The following is a 21,403-nucleotide window of genomic DNA, read 5'->3' as shown; positions in this document are numbered from 1 at the left end:
AAGATTAAAGCCACCTTATAAACTTAACGTTCCAGCTTTCTAACCCCCTGAGGCGTCCCAACGAGGACTATATCCGCTATATCCGCGAATATGCCGTTCTCAACAACGCCGGGAATGGTTTTGAGCTCTATTTCCATATCCAGTGGGTCGTCGATCCTCTCGAACTTAACGTCCAGTATGAAGTTGCCGTTGTCCGTTATCACTGGCCCATCTTTTTTGGCCGCCATCCTGAGTTCAGCCCTAGCGTTGAAGACCTCTATCTCTTCAGCTATGGCCCTCCAGGCAGCCGGGATCACCTCAACCGGGACGGGCATCTTCTCCCCCAGTCTATTCACCAGTTTGCTCTCGTCAACGAGGACGATGAAGGTTCCAGCCCGGTATTCGATGATCTTCTCCATAGTGAGCGCGGCTCCGCGCCCCTTTATGAGGTTGAGCTGAGGATCGACCTCATCCGCCCCGTCAACGGCAATATCTATGGCATCAACCTCGTCGAGGGCCCGAATCGGTATCCCATATTCAAGGGCCAGAAGCCTTGACTGGTAGGATGTTGGAACGCCGTATATCTCAAGCTCTTCCTCCCGGATCCTCTCGCCTAAGAACTTTAGGAAATAAGAAGTCGTTGAGCCCGTACCGAGGCCAATAACCATGTCGTCTTCAACGAATGACAGCGCTTCCCTTGCGACGGTTTTTTTCAGTTCTTCCAAATCCATACTACCACCTCACCGTCCGGTTCCATTCATCATCTTTGAGAGGAGGCTCTGGTTGCTGTAAGCCTTCGGCTCAAACCCTATTCCAATGGTGTAGACAAGCATAGTGAAGTACAGCCAGAACAGTAACCATCCCCAGAAAGCCCTCCTCAGGATAGCCTTCCGCCTCCTATCCTCGGGAAGATCCTTTATGTCTCGGGGCAAATCTTCCCCCAGGAGCAATTTTACAAAGAGATCCGTTGCCAGGAACATAAGGGCGCCAACAACCCATGCGGGGCGGTAGTAAGTTGAAAGCAATCCGCTAATGACCCCGGTTATTGACCCCCAGAGATACATGATGAGTGCAAATTTGTTGTCTGGCCTCACTTTTTCACCCACCCATCTGCTTTTTTCACATCTTTTAAAAGTTTGCTGGGCCTTGAGAGGGCTTTTTATGTACACGCCCAACCACAAAAGATAAAAGTCGTTTCGCTTTAAAGAGCTTAGGTTACTCGAAGCCACGTGATGATATATCCAACAGGAGGTGCCGGCTTTGGAAGGTAGATCCATAGTTTTCGCCTCTGGAAAGGGTGGTACCGGTAAAACCACGATGGTTGCAAATTTAGGTGTGGCACTGGCTCAATTCGGAAAGGAAGTGATTCTCATTGACGCAGACATAACGATGGCAAACCTGAGCCTCGTCCTCGGAATGGAGGACATACCCATAACGCTCCACGACGTTTTAGCAAAGGAAGCAGACCTCAAGGATGCAATCTACGAAGGGCCCGCCGGAGTAAAAGTTATCCCCGGTGGACTCAGCCTGGAGAAGGTCAAGAAGGCCAAGCCCGAAAGACTAAAGGAGGTCATAAGGGAAATCAGCCAGATGGCAGATTTCATCCTCATCGATGCCCCGGCAGGTCTTGAGATGACATCCGTTACTGCCCTGCTCATCGGTAAGGAGCTCATAATAGTCACGAACCCCGAGATATCGGCCATAACGGACTCCCTCAAGACCAAGCTCATAGCTGAAAAGCTCGGAACGCTTCCCCTGGGTGCAGTGCTCAACAGGGTCACCAACGAGAAGACCGAGCTAACGCAGGAGGAAATAGAGGCCATCCTCGAAGTTCCAGTTTTAGCTGTCATCCCTGAGGATCCGGAGGTTAAGAGGGCCAGTGCCTACGGTGTTCCCCTCGTCATAAAGAACCCGACGAGCCCGGCCGCAATAGCGATCAAACAGCTTGCCGCAAAGCTGACTGGAACCAAGTGGCAGCCACCCGAGCCAGAGAGCCCGATCAAGAGGGTCTTCAAGGCAATATTCGGCGGAAAGAGGTGATTGGGATGGTCAACGGACTCTACGCGGCACTACTTATAGTCCTTATTTTCACGAACTTAATAGTCCTCCTGTTGTACCTCTCGGCCAAGAGGAACCCTTACTACGTTGTCTACGATGAGGAAACTAAGAGCGCCCTCAAAAGACGTGTCACAAACCTTAAAGAGGAACTCGAAGAGGAGCTGGTTGACTTCGATGTGGAGGAGTGGGAAAAAGAACTCGAAAGCAGTATAGAGGAAGAAGTCAGAAACCTGTGAGCTGCCTTTTTAAATTTCCAACTTCTCGCCCCCTATTTCTCATAGTCGCCCCGCTAACTTTTTAAATTACCCATTGTTTCTAATTCTGGTGATGGCCATGATCCGGCTGGGATACCCAGACCGGATCGTGGAGATTAGGAAGAATCGGGTGTACCTCTTTAAGAAGAGGCTCTACTCAGCCGACGTTTCGGACGTTATACGGGCAATGTACGACCCCACGTTTCCCATACCCAGAGTATTCCTTGAAGTTGCCGAGGACGTTGCCCAGGTTCTAGAAAGGTTCAGATCTCCCCCAAGATCGTATCCCCAAGTATTACAGGACACCCCCACTTACTGAACTCCTCCTTTTTTGTTCACACCAGCGAAGACGTTAAAAAGAGTTTTATCGTATTGCTGAGATACCCATCTTCAGGAGGGAGTGACGATGAGGGCAACCGTGAAGATAGTGGATGCGTATACGGACAGGTATTCCATCTTCATACACCCCGAGGATGCAAAAGCAGCGAAGCTACACCCAGATGACCTCGTTAAAATAGAATACGGCAAAAGGAGCATCTACGGCAGCCTGGTGATAAGCAGCTTTGTTCAGCCGGGGGAAGTGGGTGTCAGTAGGGATGTCCTGCAACTCCACAATCTTTCAGACGGCGAAGTTGTCGAGGTCGTGCCGGCAGGAACTCCCGAGAGCGTTCGCTACATAAAGAAGAAGATGAATGGCGAGAAGCTCAGGAAAGTGGAGATTGAGGCTATTGTAAGGGACATCGTGGATAGGAAGCTCAGGGACATAGAGATAAGTTCCTTTGTGACTGCACTCGAGATAAACGGCCTTGACATGGACGAGACAGCCGCTCTGACAATAGCAATGGCTGAAACCGGGGACATGCTCGACATCGACAGGAAGCCCATCATGGACGTTCACAGCATCGGGGGAGTTCCGGGAAACAAAACCAACATCCTCGTCGTGCCGATAGTTGCCGCCGCCGGACTGACCATACCCAAGACAAGCTCAAGGGCCATAACCAGCGCCGCGGGAACAGCGGACGTTGTTGAGGTCTTCGCGAACGTGACGTTCTCCCTCGACGAAATCAAGAGCATAGTGGAAAAAGTCGGTGCATGCCTTGTGTGGGGAGGAGCCCTAAACTTTGCCCCAGCGGACGACCTAACGATAAAGGCCGAGCGTGCCCTGAGCATCGATCCAACCGGACTCATGCTGGCGAGCATAATGTCAAAGAAGTACGCCATTGGCAGCCAGTACATCCTCATCGACATACCCACTGGAAAGGGGGTCAAAGTCGAAACCGTCGATCAAGCAAGGGCTCTAGCCAAGGACTTCATAGAGCTCGGCAAGAGGCTCGGCCAGTACGTTGAAGTTGCGATAACCTACGGTGGCCAGCCGATAGGACACACCGTGGGACCGGCTCTCGAAGCTAAAGAGGCCCTTTTAGCCCTGATGACCGGCAAAGGTCCCGGAAGCCTGATAGAGAAAGCCACTGGACTGGCAGGGATACTGCTCGAAATGGGTGGAGTTGCCCCTCCAGGGGCTGGAAAGAGGATGGCTAAAGAGATACTTGACAGCGGCAAAGCCTGGGAGAAGATGAAGGAAATCATAGAAGCCCAGGGAGGAGACCCCAACATCAAGCCGGAAGATATACCGGTGGGGGACAAAACATACACCTTCGTCGCTCCCACGAGTGGATACGTCACCTCCATTGACAACCGCGCGATAACGGGAATAGCCAGGGCCGCAGGGGCACCCGAGGACAAAGGGGCTGGAGTGGAGCTCTACGTCAAGGTGGGCGAGAAGGTCAAGGAGGGCGATCCCCTCTTCAAGATTCACGCCGGGAGCGAGACCAGACTGGAGCAGGCTATAGTCTACGCCAGGAGAACGGAGCCAATAAGAATAGAGGGCATGGTTCTCCAGAGGATTGGGAACATCTGATTTTCCCACTTTTTGTTTGTTGCCACCGCAAAATTTATAAACCCGCCCAGATAGGTGATTACGGCTTTCGGGTGGGCCGGTAGCTCAGCCTGGTATGAGCGCCGCCTTGGCAAGGCGGAGGCCCCGGGTTCAAATCCCGGCCGGTCCACCAACATTTGGGCCGGGCCCGTAGTCTAGACTGGTTATGACGCCACCCTGACACGGTGGAGGTCCGGGGTTCGAATCCCCGCGGGCCCACCAGCAAAACCCTCTCTGCTGACTTACAAACTCCGCTGAGGGGGCGTTTTGGGCCAGCTTTCCAAAATTGTTCGCAGGAAAAGAAGAACAGCGAGTTTAAGTCTTTTTAAGGATCTCTTCCTCTATAAGGCCCACTATGTCGTTGTGTATATCTTCAATGCTGTTCTGGGCGTTGACTATACGCATTTCCGGGAACATTTCGACCAGCTTAAGATAATTCTCCCTAACCTTCCGTTGCAGTACAGCAATTTTATCAAACTCGCTCTTCAAGCTTCTCCGGTTTATCCTCCTCATGCTCTCCTTTACGGGAAGGTCAAGGAGAACCGCCAAGTCAGGCCTGATGGCGAACCTGTTGAGGTCTATGAGCCATTCCAGGTCAAGACCCCTTGCCCACTGATAGGCAAGAGAGGAGTAAAAGTACCTGTCCGAGATAACGACTTTTCCAGCCTCGAGAGAGGGACATATGAGCTTGTCCACGTGCTCTGCTCTATCCGCAGCGAAGAGAAGCGCTTCCGCCTCATGGCTTATCCTTGCCCCATCTATGATACCCTCCCTGCCGCCCGTCAGGACGAGCCTTCTGATGAGCTTTCCAAAGGCGGTGTCAGTCGGTTCTTTCGTCAGAACAACTTCGTAGCCCCTTTTTTCAAACCATTCTGCCAGCATTTTAGCCTGAGTGGATTTTCCAGCGCCATCAATGCCCTCCAGGACAATGAATATCCCCACAGACTTCACCTCCCACCGGGGAGGATAATCCCAACGGCCTTTAATAGTTTTGTGAGCAGAAAAGTGAGGAAACGGAATCAAAAGATCTTCTTAATGTGATCCAGCAGAGCCCACATGCTTCCAAATTCAACCTCTTCCTCCCCAGTGTGGAGTTCAACGTGTCCATCCGGCCTGAACCGTAGTCCAAAGTTGTAACCCTCTTTCTTTAGCTTATGGAGAAAGACCTCCTTTGGTTTCGGGGGAAGGTAGCTGCTCATCATGTCATTCATTATCTCAACTTCGATTCCAAGAGCCTCCGAAAGGCGCGGGAAGAAGAGCACCGCTGGAGTGTTCATTGCATCAACCAGGACTTTCATTCCGAGGCTCATGTGATACTTCTTGAGGATGTCGTTCATGAAATCGTCAAGGGCGTTGGGATAGTAAACCGTCGCGCCGATATCGCTCGGATGGGCCTCAATAAAACTCCTGGTCTGGAGTATTGTTTCTATTTCCTCAGCGTCGAGACCGCTGACCTCGACCCTCACCCCCTCATGGTAGTAGACGTACGCCAGGGGAAGACCCTTTTTGTGGGCGAAGTCCTTCAGGGCAATGAGGGGAATGAGGCGGACGTCCATTATGGTTGATCCTGTGCTCACAATACCGACAACCATGGCCCTCTTGCCATATCTTGAGAGAGCCCTTCCATCCCTTCCCACTATGGTTGTCCCGTGGGCAACCGTACCCACTGCACGTCCCAACAGCGCCAGCTCCTCCGGCTTGAACTTTTCTGAATAGTACAGCTCCATACTATCACCCCCTTGTATCACCAGGAGTGTTATTCTTTTTCAAGTTTTTCCCCCAATATAAACGGCGCCCTTGTGATAAACTTTGTGGTTCGATGGACTTAAATATCCTGCGCAGTACCGGTTGTCTCAGATAAACTATTTAATACATTACCCCGAGGAGTTCAGGAGGTGGCATCATGGAACCCCTTGAGAGGCTTGAAAAGCTCCTCGATAAAGAGCAGTTTGAAAAGATAAAGGCTATAGACAATCCCCAGCTACACGCTTTTTTAGCGGATTGGATCGAGTGGCTCGAGCCTGATAGGGTCTTCGTCTGCACCGACAGCGAAGAGGACGAGAGATACGTCAAATGGAAGGCCCTCTACTATGGGGAAGAAAAGATGCTCGAAACCCCGAACCACACGGTCCACTACGACAACTACTATGACCAGGCCAGGGACAAGGCCAACACGGCCGTCCTGGTTCCCAAAGGGAAGAAGCTGCCCTACGTTGACACCAAAGACAGGGAAGAAAGCCTGAAGGAGATACGCGAGCTCATGAAGGGTGTTATGAAGGGTAAGGAGCTTTTCGTCTGCTTCTTCGTTCTCGGGCCTAAAAACTCGATCTTCACGATTCCGGCCGTTCAGCTCACCGATTCCGCTTACGTTGCCCATTCCGAGTTCCTCCTTTACAGGAAAGGCTACGAGGATTTCAAGAGGCTTGGAAGGAACACGAGGTTCCTCCGCTTCATCCACTCGGCAGGGGAGCTCGATGAGAGAAAGACGAGCAAGAACCTCGACAAGAGGAGGGTCTACATCGACGTCGAGGGCGATACCGTTTATTCAGTCAACACCCAGTACGGCGGGAACACTATAGGTCTCAAGAAGCTCGCCTTCAGGCTTACAATCAAGAGGGCCGTCGAAGAGGGCTGGCTCAGCGAACACATGTTCCTGATGAGGGTGAACGGCCCGCACGGCAGAAAAACCTACTTCACCGGTGCCTACCCGAGCATGTGCGGAAAAACGTCAACCGCCATGATAAGCTGGGAGAACATAGTTGGCGACGACCTAACGTTCATTCTCCCGGTCAATGGAATAGCGAGAGGAGCGAACGTCGAGAAAGGTGTTTTCGGCATCATCGAGGGAATCAATCCCGAGGATGACCCGATAATATGGCAGGTACTCCACTCTCCGGTCGAGATAATCTTCTCCAACGTTTTAGTAAAAGACGGGAAGCCCTACTGGAACGGGATGGGCATTGAAATTCCCGATGAGGGGGAGAACCACAGCGGAAAGTGGTGGAAAGGCAAGAAGGACAAGGAGGGCAAGGAAATACCCCCGAGCCACAAGAACGCCCGCTTCACCGTTTCGCTTGAACACTTCCCCAACGCGGATTTAGAGGCCCTCGAGAACCCGTGCGGTGTCGAAATCGGAGGCATGATATTCGGTGGTAGGGACAAGGACACATGGCCGCCCGTGAGGGAAGCCTTCAACTGGGAGCACGGCGTCATAACGATGGGTGCCTCCCTCGAGAGCGAAACGACCGCGGCAACGCTCGGCAAGGAGGGCATCAGAGAATTCAACCCCATGGCAATCCTCGACTTCATGAGCGTTCACCTCGGAGATTACATAAGGAACTACCTCGAATTCGGCAGAAAGCTGAAGAAGACCCCTAAGATTTTCGCCGTCAACTACTTCCTCCGCGACGAAAAGGGCAACTGGCTCAACCACAAGCTCGACAAGGCAGTCTGGCTAAAGTGGATGGAGCTGAGGGTTCACGGCGATGCTGATGCAATAGAAACGCCGATAGGCTACATACCGAAGTACGAGGATTTAAGAAGGCTCTTCAAGGAAGTCCTGAACAAAGAATACACGAGGGAGGCCTACGAGAAGCAGTTCACGATAAGGGTTCCGGAGCTTCTGGCAAAAATAGAGCGCATTGAAGAAATCTACAGGAAGCTCGAGGACGTTCCTAAAGAGCTGTTCCAGGTTCTTGAGGAAGAGCGGAAGCGCCTCCTTGAGGCCAGGGAGAAGTACGGCGACTACATAAGCCCCTTTGCTTTTGAGGGGTCTTGACACTTTTCTACTTTTTCGTCATCCGACGAGAGGCAGGCTTTTTAAGGTTGAGGTCAATCTGGTATCACCGTCGATGATATAAGGTGGTTGCCATGGCGGACGTTTCCCACACGGTTGAGAATTTAATAAGGGCGAAGCTCCCCTACCCGCTGGAGAATCTCGCAGAACTGGCCTATAACTACTGGTGGAGCTGGAACAGACGTGCCACCCGGCTCTGGGAGTACATAGACTCCGAACACTGGCGTGAGTACAAGAACCCGGTTAAACTCCTCCTGGACACGCCCGAAGAGAGATTCAGAGAGCTCCTCAAGGATGACGACTTCATGAACCTCTACGAGCTCGTTATGGACCAGTTTACTGCATACATGAACCCGAAATCAACGTGGTTCTCGACCAACTACCCCCAATGGGATAAACCGATAGTCTATCTCTGCATGGAGTACGGCATTAGCAAGAGCCTCCCGATTTACTCCGGTGGCCTCGGAATCCTCGCCGGGGATCACCTCAAAACCGCGAGTGACCTCGACCTTCCCTTCATAGCTATAGGCCTCCTCTACAAGCACGGATACTTCAGGCAGGAGATAGACAGGGACGGAAGGCAGAGGGAGATATTCCCGGAATACAGGCCAGAGGAAATGCCGATAAAGCCTGTTCTAAGCAAAGACGGAAAACCCCTCCTCGTTGAGGTTCCTATTGAGGACAGGATCGTCTACGCGAGGGCCTTTGAGGTCAGCGTCGGCAGGGCCAAGCTCTACCTCCTTGACACAGATGTGCCCGAGAACAGCCCGGAGGATAGAGCGATCTGCGACTACCTCTACAACGCCGAGATGGACAAGAGAATAAAACAGGAGATCCTCCTCGGAATAGGCGGAATGAGGCTCCTAAGGGCCCTCGGCATCGAGCCCGGTGTGGTTCACCTCAACGAGGGGCATCCCGCCTTTGCCAACCTCCAGAGGATAGCCTGGTACATGGAAAAAGGCCTCACCTTCACGGAAGCTTTGGGCATCGTCAGGGGAACCACAGTTTTCACCACCCACACGCCGGTTCCGGCAGGCCACGACAGGTTCCCGATTGAGGAAGTTAGGAAGAGGCTTTCAAAATTCCTTGAAGGAAGAGAAGAGCTCCTCGAACTCGGCCGCGAGGGGGACCAGCTCAACATGACTCTGCTTGCGATAAGAACTTCGAGCTACGTCAACGGCGTAAGCCAGCTCCACGCCGAGGTAAGCAAGCTCATGTGGAAAGACCTCTGGCCCGGAGTTCCCCTCAACGAGATCCCGATAGAGGGCATCACAAACGGCGTCCACACAATGACGTGGGTTCACGACGAGATGAGGAAGCTCTTCGACCGCTACATCGGCAAGGTCTGGAGGGAGCACACCAACATAGAGGGCATCTGGTACGCCGTGGAAAGGATTCCGGATGAAGAGCTCTGGGAGGCCCACCTCGAGGCCAAGAGACAGCTCATAGAGTTCCTCAGGGAGAAGACAATGGAGAGGAACAGGAGGCTCGGAACCGATGACCCGATACCTGAGATAGACGAGAACGCCCTCATAATCGGCTTCGCCAGACGCTTTGCGACCTACAAGAGGGCAACTCTCATCCTGAGCGACCTCGAGAGGCTGAAGAAAATCCTCAACAACCCAGAAAGGCCGGTTTACATAATCTTTGGCGGGAAGGCCCATCCGCGCGACGAGGCTGGAAAGGAGTTCCTGAGGAGGGTTTATGAGGTCAGCCGGATGCCAGAGTTCAGGGGCAAGATATTCGTCCTCGAGAACTACGACATGGGAAGCGCGAGGCTCATGGTCGCTGGAGTCGACGTCTGGCTCAACAACCCACGCAGACCACTTGAAGCAAGCGGGACGAGCGGCATGAAGGCCGGTCTCAACGGTGTCCTCAACGCGAGCATCTTCGACGGATGGTGGGTTGAAGGCTACAATGGGAAAAACGGCTGGGTCATTGGAGAGGAGACAACCAAGCCGGAGAGCGAAGAGGACGACGCAAAGGACGCTGAGAGCCTCTACACCCTACTCGAGAAGGAGATAATCCCCACCTACTACGAGAACAGGAGCCGCTGGATATACATGATGAAGGAGAGCATAAAGAGCATAGCCCCGCGCTTCAGCACGCACAGGATGGTCAAGGAGTACATGGACAGGTTCTACTCCAAGGCCATGAGCAACTACATCTGGCTCACGAGGGAGAACTACAAGGGAGCCAGGGAAATAGCGGCCTGGAAGGAGAGAGCTGCCTCATCCTGGGGCAACGTGGAGATAAGGGAGGCCAAGGTCCAGGGCAAGAGGCTCGAGCTCAGGGTTTACCTTGACGGACTCAGGCCTGAAGACGTTGAGGTCGAACTTTACTACGGTGTCAGGGCTCAGGGCTACGAAATAGAGAAGCCCCACATAGTCGAGCTCAGGCATCCCCAGGAAGTCGGGGAGAGCGAGTGGCTCTACGTTTACGAAGGCAACGCCCTCAGGCATCTCGGCGACCCCTGCTGGCACTACGCTGTGAGGATTCACCCCCACCACGAAAAGCTCCCACACAGGTTCCTCCTGGGGTTAGTGAAGTGGAAGGGGCTGGAGTAATGCCCCTTTGTTCGGTTTTCATTTTCTCGCGATGGCCGAAAATCTATTAAATAAACCCGCCAACGGCTGTTGGAGATATTCGCCAGGGGGATAAAATGGACGACGTCAAGAAATGGACCTTCTACCTGATAATGCTCGTGGCCGGTTTTGCCACGGGGATAGGAACAATAGGCCTGTTCCCGCAGATGTGGCTGAAGTACGGCATCACTGGGCTCGTTATCCACGTGGTTGCGTTGGTCATCCTGACGGTTCTCGCCATAAACGAGGCAGAGACCGTCATGAGGTCAGGGTACTATTTCGCCGAGCTCTACTACAAGGTCCGGAGAAAGCCGGGAATGATGATAGCCTTCCTGACCATCGGGGTGATGTTCCTCTCCTACTACACCGGCAACGTTGGCCTCTCCCTGCTCTCGCCCTTCCTCGGAACGGGCACCTTTGCAAGGCTCGTTGCCAAAGTTATCCTCATAACCATAATCTTCGTCGTTATCTCCCGCGCAAAGGAGAAGACCTTCACAATAATGGCCCTGGGATCGCTCTTTCTCGTGCTGATAATCCCTGCTTTGACCATACTTTCGATGAGCCAGATCCCCAAGAACGCGGAGGCCATTTCCAGCGCGTGGAGAATGCTCTTCAGTTCCCACCCCATAACCTTCAGCCTGCTTAGGGAGGTCACTGACAGGGCCATTTACGCTGTTGGGCTTGGGTTCGGCTTTTACATAATGCTCGGGAGCTTCCTGAACGAGAGGTTCAACCCAAAGGTCATCATAGGAACGGGCGTCTTCATCCAGTTCATTCTTGGAATCCTCTCCACGATAGCCATTATTTACATAGCTGCACCGACTGACCCCAGTGCGTTTAACGAGTATGTAGCAGGGGGTGAAGAGGCCGCGATAGCTCTCCTCGGAAAGCTGCCGGATATGCTCGCAAACCACACCCTCGTCCTCTACGCAATCGGACTGACCATATTCATGGCGGGGCTGACCAGCATTCTGCCGAATTCCGAGGTGGCCCTCCAGATACTCCAGTACCTCCTCAAGACGAGCAGAAACAGGGCCGCCATTTACCTCATGGGCCTTGTCCTCCTCGTGGGTGTGCTCGACTCCCCACCAAGCGTTGCCAACATGATGCTCAGAGCAGTCAGTACGGCGCTCTTCGTTACGGCAATATTCGAGATGTATCCGATAGTCTCAAGAAAAGAGGGCATGACCCCAGTCCAGCTCGGCGTGGTCTTGATATCGGGAGCCCTGTTTATTGTGGGATTCCTCACCCAGCTCGGCCACGACATCAACCTGGGTGGCATATACTATGCCTCTGCATTCCTGGCCTTGATAGTGGTACTGGTCGGCCTCTTTGGCGAGGCCCTGATGCCCGAAACAAAAGAAGGGGCCTGAGCTTTTTTCTTTTAAAAATTAAAAAGAGGTCACTTGTGGGTGAATATCGCCACGACCTTCTCCTTCTTTACCTCGTCGATTCTGACGAAGCCAAAGCGCTCGAACTGGACGATATCATCGACCTTAACCTCTGCATCGGCTTCAAGCAGGCCCTTTCTGAGAAGAAGCTCTTCTCCCTCCGGAACGAGAACCTCGCAGGGCCTGCCCTCGGTTACCCAGTGCACCATCTTCCAGCGGTTTTCCTTCGCTGTCTCGTAGTCAACGCTGTGGAATTTTGCCTTGATGCCTTCTTCGCTGGCTTCAACTATTTGAACGTTGAAGAGGTCCTTCAGGCGGACGAAGTTGCCCGGCTTGAACAGCTCCATGTCGTCCCTGGAAACGTAAACCGGCTTACCCGGCTCGAACCTGAGCCTTCTAACTCCCCTTTCAGGGTGATCCGGGTGGAGTGGTATCTCGGCGACGAACTCCCCGGCACCTTCAACGTACATAGGAACGGGATCGGCGACGAAGAAGTAGCGGTTGGCTACCGGTTCCACTATCTTCCTGTTTATGGCCGCCAGGTTGTCCCAGCTTATTGTAGCATCGCTCCTCTTGAGGCCGACCTCGAGGATTAGCTCCCTTATTGCCTCGGGCCTTATACCGCGCCTCCTGAGTGCCCTGATGGTTCCAAGCCTCGGGTCGTCCCAGCCGAGGTATTTGCCTTCCATAATGCCCTTTCTCGTTTTGGACTTGCTGAGGATAACCCCCTCGATGCTCAGCCTGCCGTGGTGCACCGTCACTGGATACTCCCAGCCAAAGTAATCGTAGATATACCTCTGCCTTGTCTCGTTTTCCGCATGTTCCTGCCCGCGGAATATGTGGGTAACTCCTAACTCGTGATCATCTATGGCCGAGGCAAAGTTGTAGAGCGGCCAGACGCGGTACTTGTTGCCCGTCCTCGGGTGGTCCGGGTCGTCTATGATTCTCAAAGCCGGCCAGTCGCGAACGGCTGGATTTGGATGCTTGAGGTCGGTCTTTATCCTGACCACTGCCTCACCTTCCTTATACTCGCCGTTGAGCATCTTCCTCCAGCGCTCGAGCTGAACCTCGACCGGCTCTTCCCTGTGGGGGCAGGCAATTCCTCTGTCTCTGAGCTCGCTGAACTCCTCCGGCTGGCAGGTGCAGACGTAGGCCTTGCCCATCCTAATGAGCTTCTCTGCGTAGTCGTAGTAGATTTCAAGCCTGTCGCTGGCCGAGTGTATCTCGTCAATCTTAAAGCCGAGCCACTCAAGGTCCTCCTTAATCCACTCATAAAAGATGGGCTCGGGCCTCTTGACCTTTGGGTCAGTATCATCAAAGCGGAGGATGAACTTGCCGTCGTACATGCGCGCATACTCATGGCTCAGAATAGCCGCCCTCGCGTTCCCGAGGTGGAAGGCGCCATCCGGGTTAGGAGCAAAGCGGGTAACCACTTTCCCCTTCTCTGCCTTCGGAAGCGGCGGGAGGCCCTTCTTTTCCTCCCTCTTTTCCTTCTTCCCCTCAAAGAACTCGGGATAAAGCTCCTTTAGCTTTGCCTCCTGTTCCCCAAGGCTGAGGGAGTTCACCTTCCCAACTATCTCGTTCACGAGCGGGATTATCTCCTTAGCTTTCCCCCTTAGTTCGGGGTTCTCGCCGAGAACCTTGCCCACAACTGCCTTGGGTTCGGCCTTCCCTCCGTGCTGGTATGCGTTGATGAGTGCATACTTCCAGATTAGTGTCTCAACTTCCATTTTCACCACCTGGGAGAGAAGAAAAGGAAGGAGTTATAAAGTTAGCCACATCACTCGGCAAAAGTGATTATCTTCAGGTCTATTGGCCTTCTGACAACGTTGGCCTTTCTGGCCCCGAGCAAGTACTTGACACCCTTCTCGCTGACGATGTCTATAAGCCTCTGGGTGATTATACCGTTGAATATTATAGCGTAAATGCCGTCCCTGTTGCTTATCGTCGTCAGCAAGTCTCTGACGGGGATCTCCGCTATGATGTTCTTGTCTTTGTCGAGCAGGAGAGCAGTCTGTTCCTTTTTAACTCTCTCTATGAAGTCCGCAAACTCTTCCAGCTCGGAGGCCTTCTTTGGCTGCTGCTGAATGGGTTTGATTATCCTGGCCTCCTCTGCCTTGGTCTCAACCTTCACTTCCTCTTCCTGTGTTTTCTCAGGGATTTTCTCAGTTAGTTGAGCCTCCATCTCAGGTTTCTTCTCTACTTTCACCTCGGGTTGAACATCGAGGCTTTCCGCGGGTTTTGCCTCTGCGGCCTTTTCCCTCTCCTTAATTATGTCGTAGAAGCTTTTTCCCTTGTAAAACACCTCGGTTATGACCTGCTCCGCGGGTATCTTGCTCCTGAGCGCCTTCACGATCTCCTTCTTTGTAAGCTCCTCGACTTCCTTGCCCTCCGGTGCCCTGGCAACGTAGTCCACATCTGCAACCTGGAGGAGCTCCTTAAGTATAAGCTCCCCGCCGCGGTCGCCGTCGGTGAAGGCGGTAACGATTCTCTCCTTGCTGAGCTTGATTATTGTCTCGGGAATAGAGGTTCCTTCAACGGCTATCGCGTTCTTTATGCCGTGCTTGAGAAGGTTGAGAACGTCCGCCCTGCCCTCAACGACTATGATTGAATCCGAGAAGGGCACATGGGGCCCCGCGGGAAGCTTTTCTGGCCCGTATTCAATCAGCTCCTTGGCACGGACAGCCTTTTTAACTTCCTCTGTGAGCTCCTGCGTTTCGGGAATCTCTTCCTCCACGAGGGTCTCAAGTATCTCCTTGGCCCTCTCGATTATGTACTTTCTTTTGGTTGCCCTCACGTCCTCGATGCGGAGAACCTTTATCTGGGCCTCTGCCGGACCAACCCTGTCTATCGTCTCCAGAGCGGCTGCAAGGATCGCGGTTTCAACCCTGTCGAGGCTCGATGGGACTGTTATCGTTCCGTAGGTTTTCCCGGCCTTCGTGTGAACCTCAACCCTGATCCTTCCAATCCTCCCGGTCTTCTGAAGCTCCCTGAGGTCGAGATCGTCCCCAAGAAGACCTTCAGTCTGACCAAAGATTGCACCAACGACGTCGGGCCTTTCGACAACGCCGTTTGCCTCAAACTCAGCGTAGATGATATATTTAGTCGTTCCGAATTCGTCTTTGGCTGACATATCATCACCCCTTACCGTTTCTACCCTTTTCTTTTCGGACAAAATATGCTGGAGGACGTGCTTCTCCCTTTTCATTGAAACCCCTCCAAATGGGGGCCAGAAACGGAGAGGTAGAGCTCGTAGAGCTCCTCAACACCTTTTATATCCTTCTTCAGGATTTTCCTGAGCTCTCTGCGGGTCTCTGCATCGACTCTGCAGGAGTAACCCTCCAGGTACGAGAGGAGCTTTTTAGCAAGTTCCTCGCCCTTTTTGTCGAAGTCTGTAAGGATCATGACGTCGCGATACCGTGATGCAACGAGCGCTATTTCAACGAGCGGTAAGCGTGAGAGCCGTATTATCTCCGCTCTGACCCCCAAATTTCTCAGAGCTACCTCGTCTCGCGGGCCCTCAACTATGATGGCCCCCTCAAACTCTCGCAGTTTGTCTATAAGCTCCAGGAACCTTTTATAGTTTTCGGCGTACATTTCGCCGTCGTTCTGATGGCAAGGAGATGTGGTTATAAGCTTATTGGCCAGTATTCAGAGCTTATACCCGAAGCCGAAAACCGACCAGGGGAGGTAGTTGCTTTTCTTTCCGTGATGCAGGGCCGGAAATGCTCCAATAAACGGCAGGGCCATGAGTACCACTGATTTCCGGCTGGTTGCGTTAGTCCAAGACCACCAAAAGCCCGCCAGGGAACCTATGAAGAGTAAAAGATCATCCAAGCCCACCCCGGGTTTGACGCCGAGAGGGGATCGAACAAGAGGCCCGAGCTATCCAATACAAGCATGATAAAACTTTTTCATTAGCAGGCGTTCCTCACCGGGACCGTGTGGCTCATGGGCTCCTCGTAGAACTCATCCATTAACCTCTGGAGCTTTCTGGAGAGCTCCACCTGGTTGCTCCACGAGCCTTCTATCCTGCCTTCTGCCGCCATCCTTCCCAAAAACCTCTTCATCTCCTCGCTCAGGGGGGAGGACTTACAGCGCGCCCACGGTGTTCCGGGCAGGGGCATGAAGTAATGGGCGCGAACCGTTCCACCCTTCCTCATAATCCACTTCATAAGCTCAATGCTCATCCTCTGGCTCTCCTCGGTCTCATTTGGCAGGCCAACTATGAAGTCCACGACGGGCTCGAAGCCGTATTCTACCATGTACTCCACGGCCCGTTTGACGTGTTCAACCTTGTGAAGCCTGTGCATTGCTTTGAGCATCGCATCATCCCCGCTCTGGGCCCCGATGGCGAGCCTCCTGTTGTCCGCGTAGTCAATGAGGAGTTCCAGAGTCTCAGGCAAAACGAACTCCGGTCTTACCTCGCTCGGGAAAGTTCCATAGAAGAGCCGTCTACCTTCCTTCCTCAGTGGCTGGAGCGCCTTCAGGAGGGCCTCAAGCTTGTCCAGCTTCAGCACTGCCCCAGGAGAACCGTAGGCGAAGGCGTTTGGGGTGATGTAGCGCATGTCCTTCATTCTGCGCGAGTACTTCACTATCTGGTCTATGGGCCTATGCCTCATGCGGAACCCTTTGATGTAAGGCGTCTGGCAGTAGTAGCAGCCGAAGGGACAGCCGCGTGTTATCTCTATCGGGGATATCAACCGAAGGCTCTCCGGATAAGGAGGAAAGCGCCAGAAGTCCTCAACCTTTGCAAAGCCAGTGAAAACAAACTCGCCGTTGAGATAGAAGGCGAGACCTTTAATATCAGCCAGCTCAGGTGTTATTTTGTACCCGGTTTTCTTCAGCTTTGTCAAGAGCTGGAACAGAACCTCTTCCCCCTCGCCGATGACTGCAATATCAAAACCGAGCTTTAGCGTGTGCTTTGGCATGGCTATCGCGTGGTAGCCGCCCGCTATCAAGAGCGTCCCCTTCTCCTTGAGGAGCTTGACTTCCATCGGAAGGGGACCCCAGATCTCTTCGGTGAAAAAGGAATACAGCACAACCTTTGGCCGCGCCTTTAGAATCTCGTTAAAATCCTTGGTTATGAGAAGTTCGCCCAGATCGAAACCTTGGCTCTCCAGGGCACCCAGGAGGTGAACAAAGGCGTTGTGATTGCGCTTTGTCATTCTGACCGCTATTTCCGGCATGTTTTAAGGCTCGAGAAGGGAGCTTAAAACGGTAACGGTCTGGAAATGGAAGAGAAAAGCTAAAAGACTTCAGGCCTTAACGGCAAGCCTGACGTCTTCGGCCTTAACGGTCTTCCTGCCGGCGTGTCTGGCGAACTCAGTGGCCTTCTTACCGACCTCTATGGCGTACTCCTCGAGGTACTCGGCGAGGACCTTGGCGGCATCCTCGCTGACCCTTTCGGCACCGGCCTTCCTTATAAGCCTGTCAATTGGGGCAATCGGCAACTCAGCCATTCCCAACACCTCCTTAAAGGGTTCTTCGTTATTTTTTAGCGAATTGGAGATATATAAAGCTTTCGGTAATTGGAGGGTTTGGGCAGGAGATATCGCCGCAAAACTCCCCTAAAAAGAATTCCCGCTCAAAATATCAGGACGCGATAGCCAGTTTTGAGAGGGCGGAAAAGATGTTCCCCCAATTGACTGATGAGGACAGAACTTTTGAAAGTTCACAATTCCAGAAGTCTCCCGACAGCGATTTTTCCTGAAAGTCCCGTCCTCTGGGAAGAGCTCAGAGACGGAGAACGAGACTGGTGCGGGGGCGGGGATTTGAACCCCGGAACCCCTACGGGACGGGACCCTCAATCCCGCGCCTTTGACCAGGCTCGGCAACCCCCGCGCCGCCAGAATATAACGCCCTGGGAGCCTTTATAAAGTTTTCTCTCGGGAGACGAACTGGCCAACCAAAAAATTTATAAAGCAGCTTCCACTCTATGATTTCGGGTCGTGGGCCGGTAGCTCAGCATGGTTAGAGCGCGGGACTCTTAATCCCGTGGTCGGGGGTTCGAATCCCCCTCGGCCCGCCAGATCGCGTTTCTTCTCAACGCGTTCCGTTTGAGAAGGAATGCGTTTGAGCAACGTAAGGAGTTAGGAAAATGAGCTTTGAAAAACTGGGCTTATCAGAGGCCACTTTAGTGGCGGTAAGGCAAAAAGGCTTCTCACAGCCAACAGACATCCAGAGGGAGGTCATACCGCGTTTTTTGAACGGAGAGACGGATATAATCGGCCAGTCACAGACCGGAACTGGAAAGACAGCCGCCTTTGCGCTTCCGATAATAGAGGCCATAGACCCCGGGGAGAAAAGCGTCCAGGCGATAATCCTCACACCTACAAGGGAATTAGCTCTCCAGGTGGCGGAGGAAATCAAGAGCCTCCGCGGGAGGAAGAGGGTCCACGTCTACGCCCTCTACGGCGGCCAGCCGATGGGCCCGCAGGTGAGGGCCCTCGAGAGGGGCACGCACATCGTCGTCGGAACCCCCGGAAGGGTTCTCGACCACATAAGGCGCGGCACCCTTGATCTCAGCGGTGTTAAGTTCTTCGTCCTCGACGAGGCCGACAGGATGCTTGACATGGGCTTCATAGAGGACATAGAGACCATAATGAAGAGTACACCCCGGGAAAAGCGCATTCTTATGTTCTCCGCAACGATGCCGGGGGAAGTCCTCCTGCTCGCCAAGAAGTACATGAGGAACCCGGAGGTCATCACAGTCAGCGGGGATGAGCTCGTCCCGGGGATGGTCGAGCAGGAGTACGTCGAGGTATCACCGGCCAGAAAATACAGGAAGCTGAAGGAGATTCTCACCGAGGACTTTTACGGCATAGTCTTCTGTCAGACCAAAACGGAGACCAGAAAGCTGAGCGACAGGCTCAGGGAGGACGGCTACAACGCGGAGGCCCTAAACGGGGACATGAGCCAAGCTTCTAGAGAGAGGACTTTCAAGAGGTTCAAGGACAGAAAAACCTGAATCCTCGTGGCCACGGATGTAGCTGCGAGAGGCCTTGACGTACAGGACATAAGCCACGTGGTCAACTACTCCATTCCGATGAACCCCGAGCAGTACATCCACAGGATAGGGAGGACAGGAAGGATGGGCAAGAAGGGGAAGGCGATAACCTTCCTCCAGCCAGGGGAGGTCAGGAGGTTCCGCTATATAACCAGAGACGCAGGGGTTGAAGTCCGGAGGTCACCCCTGAGCGAGAAAGCCCCCTCGGAGGAAGAGAGGGAGCTTGAGAACGGATACCCCCGGAGACGGGGCGGAAGAAGGTTTTAGCCGGCTTTCCGGCTTCTTTTTGAACAGCTAAAAACTGGAGCCGGGGGAGGGATTTGAACCCCCGTAAAGCGGATCTGCAGTCCGCCGCCTTGCCTCTAGGCTACCCCGGCGTTTGGCCCGAAGAAAATTTGGCGCCGCGGCGGGGATTTGAACCCCGGTGGGCACCGCCCACCGGCTTAGCAGGCCGGCGCCCTACCAGGCTAGGCTACCGCGGCACTCCAGTGCTCAAGCTATATGGGCCCGCGAGGGTTTTTAAGCTTTTTGGCGATTAAAAGGAACTCGCAGACTGCAAAAACAACGGGAAATAAAAGAATTATGCCTTTAAGAAAATCTTTTAAGCGTGAAGAAATAAACCACAGTGGTGAGCGAGGTGGTCTATTATACTCACGGGACCAGTCCTGTAACTTTTGGGGCCCTGCTGGTTCTTTACTACTTCTCAATACCACTCGCCGTAATCTTCTGGTACGCAAAGTATGTGAGCTACATAAAAAAGCGTGACTTCAAGTTGAAAAAGCTGGGCATCTATCTCATCGTTGCGATTTTCATAACTTCCATTTCAGCCTACGAATTAGCCGGGATATACTTTTACATTCACTCCCCCGCGGAGGGGATAACCTGCTACACCTCCTCATGTGTGCTCTCTTCTGAATTACTCAAGAGGTACAAGGTAAATACCACAGAGCTGGAGAGATTAGGGCTGCCTAAAATTGGCCCAATGGCGGTTTATAGGGTATATGACACCGGAAGGGATCCGGAGACTTTTCTACCAAAGAAAATGGACTATCTGGTAATAGTGAAACCCCTCATTATCGTCCCTGCTGCGAGGGTTTACGTGTACCACGTGGGGTCCGGTGAAAACTCATGGAAAAAGAGCTTCACCATAGTATGGCCACTTCAACCCGGTTCGGTCATAACAGAGAACCTAAAAACCGAGTTCACAGTAATAATAGTGACGGGAGGAGAAGGATCAGGAGTCTGATCAGAAGAACTTCCCGAAGTTGTGCTGCGGAATGGGACACTGCACTATTCTCCTGGCCCACAGGCAGTCGGCGCAGCTCGGCTCGTTGCCCCAGCAATCTATATCGCTCGTCTTGACGAAGTCGCAGGCGTCAACGAGGGAGCAGTCTGTACACGAGGGGTACATGTAGTTCTTCATGGTGAAGCGGAACCAGGTGTACTTTTCGCTCGTCCATATCTCGGCGAGGCTCTTCTCCCTCACGTTGCCGAAGGAGTAGGCGTTAACCTTTTTCTTCCTGCCGAAGATGTACTCGTAATAACTGTGAAGGAAGCGGTAGCAGGGGGCAACTTCCCCATCCCAGCGGACGACGGCGACGTTGTTCTCGTCGAAGTCGCAGCTCCTCTCGGTCTTCAGCTCGAACTTGGGTAGCTTTATGTAGAGGCCGTTGTGGGCTATCTTATAGAGCTCATCAAGGATTGGCACCATGTCAACGCTGCCGTCGTAGATTATGTCACCGACCTGTTCCTGTGTCAGCGGAAGGAGGTTCGAGACGAGCATGGAATCAACGCCGAGGTCAAGCAGGAAGCGTGCCATTTCGGGCAGCTGTTTGTAGTTCTCTTTGGTAGCAACGACCTCAACGCCGATGCTCGGCCTGTGCGTCCCGTACTCCCCGCGGTATTTAACGAGCCTCTTTATCCTGTCGGCGGTCGCGGCAGCGGCAAGGTGCCCAAGGGTTATGGCATTCTGAGCCGTTGGAACCGTGTCCATGGAGAAGTATATCAGGTCAACGCCAAGCTTTGCGAACTCGCGGAGCATGTCGTCGGTCATGAGGGTTCCATTGCTGCTCATTCCTAAGGCGAAGCCCCTCCCCTTAACTTCTCTCACCATGTCCATGAAGCGCGGATGAACGGTCGGCTCTCCGATACCACCGAAGTAAATCATCTTGAGCTCCGGGAACTGCTCGGCGTCGTCAAGTATCTTGAGAAAGAGCTCCCAGTCCATGTCCCCCTCTTTATCTTCCCAGTGTTGCTTGAAGCACATCTCGCACTTCAGGTTACAGCGGCTCGTTATTTCAATGTAGAGGTACTTCATGTCGAGCTTCGGCCTGACTATAACCTTCCCGTCCCAGAGGGAGAAGGTGTACTCCTTTGGGCTGAATTCTATGCCCAT

18 protein-coding genes, 6 tRNA genes and 1 pseudogene are annotated in these 21,403 nt (G+C 53.1%); 12 read left to right on the top strand and 13 right to left on the bottom strand.

The features are described from left to right. Positions 1–23: 23 nt before the first annotated feature. Positions 24–710 carry a ribose-5-phosphate isomerase RpiA gene (gene rpiA, locus ACZ47M_RS02125; protein WP_315339590.1) on the bottom strand — a complete coding sequence of 229 codons (687 nt, stop codon included), beginning with the start codon at positions 708–710 and terminating at the stop codon, positions 24–26. Positions 711–719: 9 nt separating this feature from the next. After that, positions 720–1,148: a hypothetical protein gene (locus tag ACZ47M_RS02120; RefSeq protein ID WP_315340872.1), complete on the bottom strand. Its 429-nt coding sequence runs from the start codon at positions 1,146–1,148 to the stop codon at positions 720–722. 91 nt (positions 1,149–1,239) lie between these two features. Between ACZ47M_RS02120 and minD the strand changes: the two genes are divergently transcribed. The 6 genes from minD (at position 1,240) to ACZ47M_RS02090 (ending at position 4,449) form a co-directional block, all read left to right on the top strand. Beyond that, on the top strand, positions 1,240–2,019 hold the full coding sequence (minD, locus tag ACZ47M_RS02115) for a septum site-determining protein MinD (protein WP_315339589.1): 780 nt from the start codon (positions 1,240–1,242) through the stop codon (positions 2,017–2,019). Between the two features lie 5 nt (positions 2,020–2,024). Beyond that, positions 2,025–2,273, top strand: a complete 249-nt coding sequence (locus tag ACZ47M_RS02110) for a hypothetical protein (protein WP_315339588.1) — start codon at positions 2,025–2,027, stop codon at positions 2,271–2,273. 88 nt (positions 2,274–2,361) lie between these two features. Further along, the gene (locus ACZ47M_RS02105; protein ID WP_315339587.1) at positions 2,362–2,610 is read left to right on the top strand and encodes a hypothetical protein; all 249 of its coding nucleotides are present in this window, start codon (positions 2,362–2,364) and stop codon (positions 2,608–2,610) included. A gap of 87 nt (positions 2,611–2,697) precedes the next feature. Next, on the top strand, positions 2,698–4,209 hold the full coding sequence (locus ACZ47M_RS02100; RefSeq protein ID WP_315339586.1) for an AMP phosphorylase: 1,512 nt from the start codon (positions 2,698–2,700) through the stop codon (positions 4,207–4,209). 73 nt (positions 4,210–4,282) lie between these two features. Beyond that, positions 4,283–4,360 (top strand) — tRNA-Ala (locus ACZ47M_RS02095). An 11-nt stretch (positions 4,361–4,371) separates the two neighbouring features. Next, a tRNA-Val gene (locus ACZ47M_RS02090) sits at positions 4,372–4,449 on the top strand. A gap of 93 nt (positions 4,450–4,542) precedes the next feature. Here the strand turns inward: ACZ47M_RS02090 and tmk are convergent. Both tmk and ACZ47M_RS02080 read right to left on the bottom strand, forming a co-directional pair. Next, on the bottom strand, positions 4,543–5,169 hold the full coding sequence (gene tmk / locus ACZ47M_RS02085; protein ID WP_315339585.1) for a dTMP kinase: 627 nt from the start codon (positions 5,167–5,169) through the stop codon (positions 4,543–4,545). 77 nt (positions 5,170–5,246) lie between these two features. Beyond that, a complete protein-coding gene (locus ACZ47M_RS02080; RefSeq protein ID WP_010477088.1) occupies positions 5,247–5,954 on the bottom strand; it encodes a phosphohexomutase domain-containing protein in 708 nt (235 codons plus the stop codon). A gap of 176 nt (positions 5,955–6,130) precedes the next feature. Here ACZ47M_RS02080 and ACZ47M_RS02075 point away from each other — a divergent pair, with 176 nt between their 5' ends. The 3 genes from ACZ47M_RS02075 to ACZ47M_RS02065 all read left to right on the top strand — a co-directional run bounded on the left by ACZ47M_RS02075 (position 6,131) and on the right by ACZ47M_RS02065 (position 11,981). Next, positions 6,131–8,005 (top strand): phosphoenolpyruvate carboxykinase (GTP), encoded by a 1,875-nt coding sequence (locus ACZ47M_RS02075; RefSeq protein WP_315339583.1) that lies wholly within the window; start codon positions 6,131–6,133, stop codon positions 8,003–8,005. A gap of 92 nt (positions 8,006–8,097) precedes the next feature. Then, complete coding sequence (gene malP, locus ACZ47M_RS02070) at positions 8,098–10,590, top strand: maltodextrin phosphorylase (protein ID WP_315339581.1); 2,493 nt, start codon at positions 8,098–8,100, stop codon at positions 10,588–10,590. A gap of 95 nt (positions 10,591–10,685) precedes the next feature. Beyond that, entirely contained in the window at positions 10,686–11,981 is a 1,296-nt protein-coding gene (locus ACZ47M_RS02065; RefSeq protein ID WP_315339579.1) for a sodium-dependent transporter, read from the top strand. A 29-nt stretch (positions 11,982–12,010) separates the two neighbouring features. Here ACZ47M_RS02065 and ACZ47M_RS02060 read toward each other — a convergent pair whose 3' ends face one another. The 6 genes from ACZ47M_RS02060 to ACZ47M_RS02035 all read right to left on the bottom strand — a co-directional run bounded on the left by ACZ47M_RS02060 (position 12,011) and on the right by ACZ47M_RS02035 (position 17,843). After that, positions 12,011–13,729, bottom strand: coding sequence for a glutamate--tRNA ligase (locus ACZ47M_RS02060; protein WP_315340870.1), 1,719 nt, complete (start codon positions 13,727–13,729; stop codon positions 12,011–12,013). 50 nt (positions 13,730–13,779) lie between these two features. Continuing rightward, on the bottom strand, positions 13,780–15,207 hold the full coding sequence (dnaG, locus tag ACZ47M_RS02055) for a DNA primase DnaG (protein ID WP_315339578.1): 1,428 nt from the start codon (positions 15,205–15,207) through the stop codon (positions 13,780–13,782). After that, the gene (locus tag ACZ47M_RS02050; RefSeq protein WP_315339577.1) at positions 15,204–15,596 is read right to left on the bottom strand and encodes a toprim domain-containing protein; all 393 of its coding nucleotides are present in this window, start codon (positions 15,594–15,596) and stop codon (positions 15,204–15,206) included. Before ACZ47M_RS02050 ends, dnaG begins: the two co-directional genes overlap by 4 nt. Positions 15,597–15,916: 320 nt before the next feature. Further along, positions 15,917–17,188 carry a TIGR04013 family B12-binding domain/radical SAM domain-containing protein gene (locus ACZ47M_RS02045; RefSeq protein ID WP_315339575.1) on the bottom strand — a complete coding sequence of 424 codons (1,272 nt, stop codon included), beginning with the start codon at positions 17,186–17,188 and terminating at the stop codon, positions 15,917–15,919. Positions 17,189–17,257: 69 nt separating this feature from the next. After that, positions 17,258–17,461, bottom strand: a complete 204-nt coding sequence (gene hpkA, locus ACZ47M_RS02040) for an archaeal histone HpkA (protein WP_315339573.1) — start codon at positions 17,459–17,461, stop codon at positions 17,258–17,260. Between the two features lie 294 nt (positions 17,462–17,755). After that, positions 17,756–17,843 (bottom strand) — tRNA-Leu (locus ACZ47M_RS02035). 109 nt (positions 17,844–17,952) lie between these two features. On the opposite strand from ACZ47M_RS02035, the gene ACZ47M_RS02030 reads away from it, so the two are divergent. Further along, a tRNA-Lys gene (locus tag ACZ47M_RS02030) sits at positions 17,953–18,030 on the top strand. Positions 18,031–18,099: 69 nt separating this feature from the next. Next, positions 18,100–19,275: pseudogene (locus ACZ47M_RS02025) on the top strand (DEAD/DEAH box helicase). Positions 19,276–19,310: 35 nt separating this feature from the next. On the opposite strand, the gene ACZ47M_RS02020 reads toward ACZ47M_RS02025, so the two are convergent. Beyond that, positions 19,311–19,385: transfer RNA gene (locus ACZ47M_RS02020), tRNA-Cys, on the bottom strand. Positions 19,386–19,404: 19 nt separating this feature from the next. After that, a tRNA-Ser gene (locus ACZ47M_RS02015) sits at positions 19,405–19,490 on the bottom strand. 146 nt (positions 19,491–19,636) lie between these two features. Here ACZ47M_RS02015 and ACZ47M_RS02010 point away from each other — a divergent pair. Beyond that, entirely contained in the window at positions 19,637–20,254 is a 618-nt protein-coding gene (locus ACZ47M_RS02010; protein WP_315339571.1) for a hypothetical protein, read from the top strand. Here ACZ47M_RS02010 and ACZ47M_RS02005 read toward each other — a convergent pair whose 3' ends face one another. Further along, positions 20,255–21,403 carry a tungsten cofactor oxidoreductase radical SAM maturase gene (locus tag ACZ47M_RS02005; protein ID WP_315339569.1) on the bottom strand — a complete coding sequence of 383 codons (1,149 nt, stop codon included), beginning with the start codon at positions 21,401–21,403 and terminating at the stop codon, positions 20,255–20,257.

The sequence above is a fragment of the Thermococcus waiotapuensis genome (genome assembly GCF_055384795.1).
The sequence above is the reverse complement of the archived record's forward strand: the minus strand, read 5'-3'. Positions and strand labels throughout refer to the sequence as shown.

Excerpts from the sequence above, each read along its gene's own strand:
- rpiA (WP_315339590.1), bottom strand. The coding sequence starts at position 710 with ATGGATTTGGAAGAACTGAAAAAAACCGTCGCAAGGGAAGCGCTGTCA.
- ACZ47M_RS02110 (WP_315339588.1), top strand. The coding sequence starts at position 2,025 with ATGGTCAACGGACTCTACGCGGCACTACTTATAGTCCTTATTTTCACG.
- ACZ47M_RS02100 (WP_315339586.1), top strand. The coding sequence starts at position 2,698 with ATGAGGGCAACCGTGAAGATAGTGGATGCGTATACGGACAGGTATTCC.
- ACZ47M_RS02080 (WP_010477088.1), bottom strand. The coding sequence starts at position 5,954 with ATGGAGCTGTACTATTCAGAAAAGTTCAAGCCGGAGGAGCTGGCGCTG.
- ACZ47M_RS02075 (WP_315339583.1), top strand. The coding sequence starts at position 6,131 with ATGGAACCCCTTGAGAGGCTTGAAAAGCTCCTCGATAAAGAGCAGTTT.
- malP (WP_315339581.1), top strand. The coding sequence starts at position 8,098 with ATGGCGGACGTTTCCCACACGGTTGAGAATTTAATAAGGGCGAAGCTC.
- ACZ47M_RS02065 (WP_315339579.1), top strand. The coding sequence starts at position 10,686 with ATGGACGACGTCAAGAAATGGACCTTCTACCTGATAATGCTCGTGGCC.
- ACZ47M_RS02060 (WP_315340870.1), bottom strand. The coding sequence starts at position 13,729 with ATGGAAGTTGAGACACTAATCTGGAAGTATGCACTCATCAACGCATAC.
- dnaG (WP_315339578.1), bottom strand. The coding sequence starts at position 15,207 with ATGAAAAGGGAGAAGCACGTCCTCCAGCATATTTTGTCCGAAAAGAAA.
- ACZ47M_RS02050 (WP_315339577.1), bottom strand. The coding sequence starts at position 15,596 with ATGTACGCCGAAAACTATAAAAGGTTCCTGGAGCTTATAGACAAACTG.
- ACZ47M_RS02045 (WP_315339575.1), bottom strand. The coding sequence starts at position 17,188 with ATGCCGGAAATAGCGGTCAGAATGACAAAGCGCAATCACAACGCCTTT.
- hpkA (WP_315339573.1), bottom strand. The coding sequence starts at position 17,461 with ATGGCTGAGTTGCCGATTGCCCCAATTGACAGGCTTATAAGGAAGGCC.
- ACZ47M_RS02005 (WP_315339569.1), bottom strand. The coding sequence starts at position 21,403 with ATGGGCATAGAATTCAGCCCAAAGGAGTACACCTTCTCCCTCTGGGAC.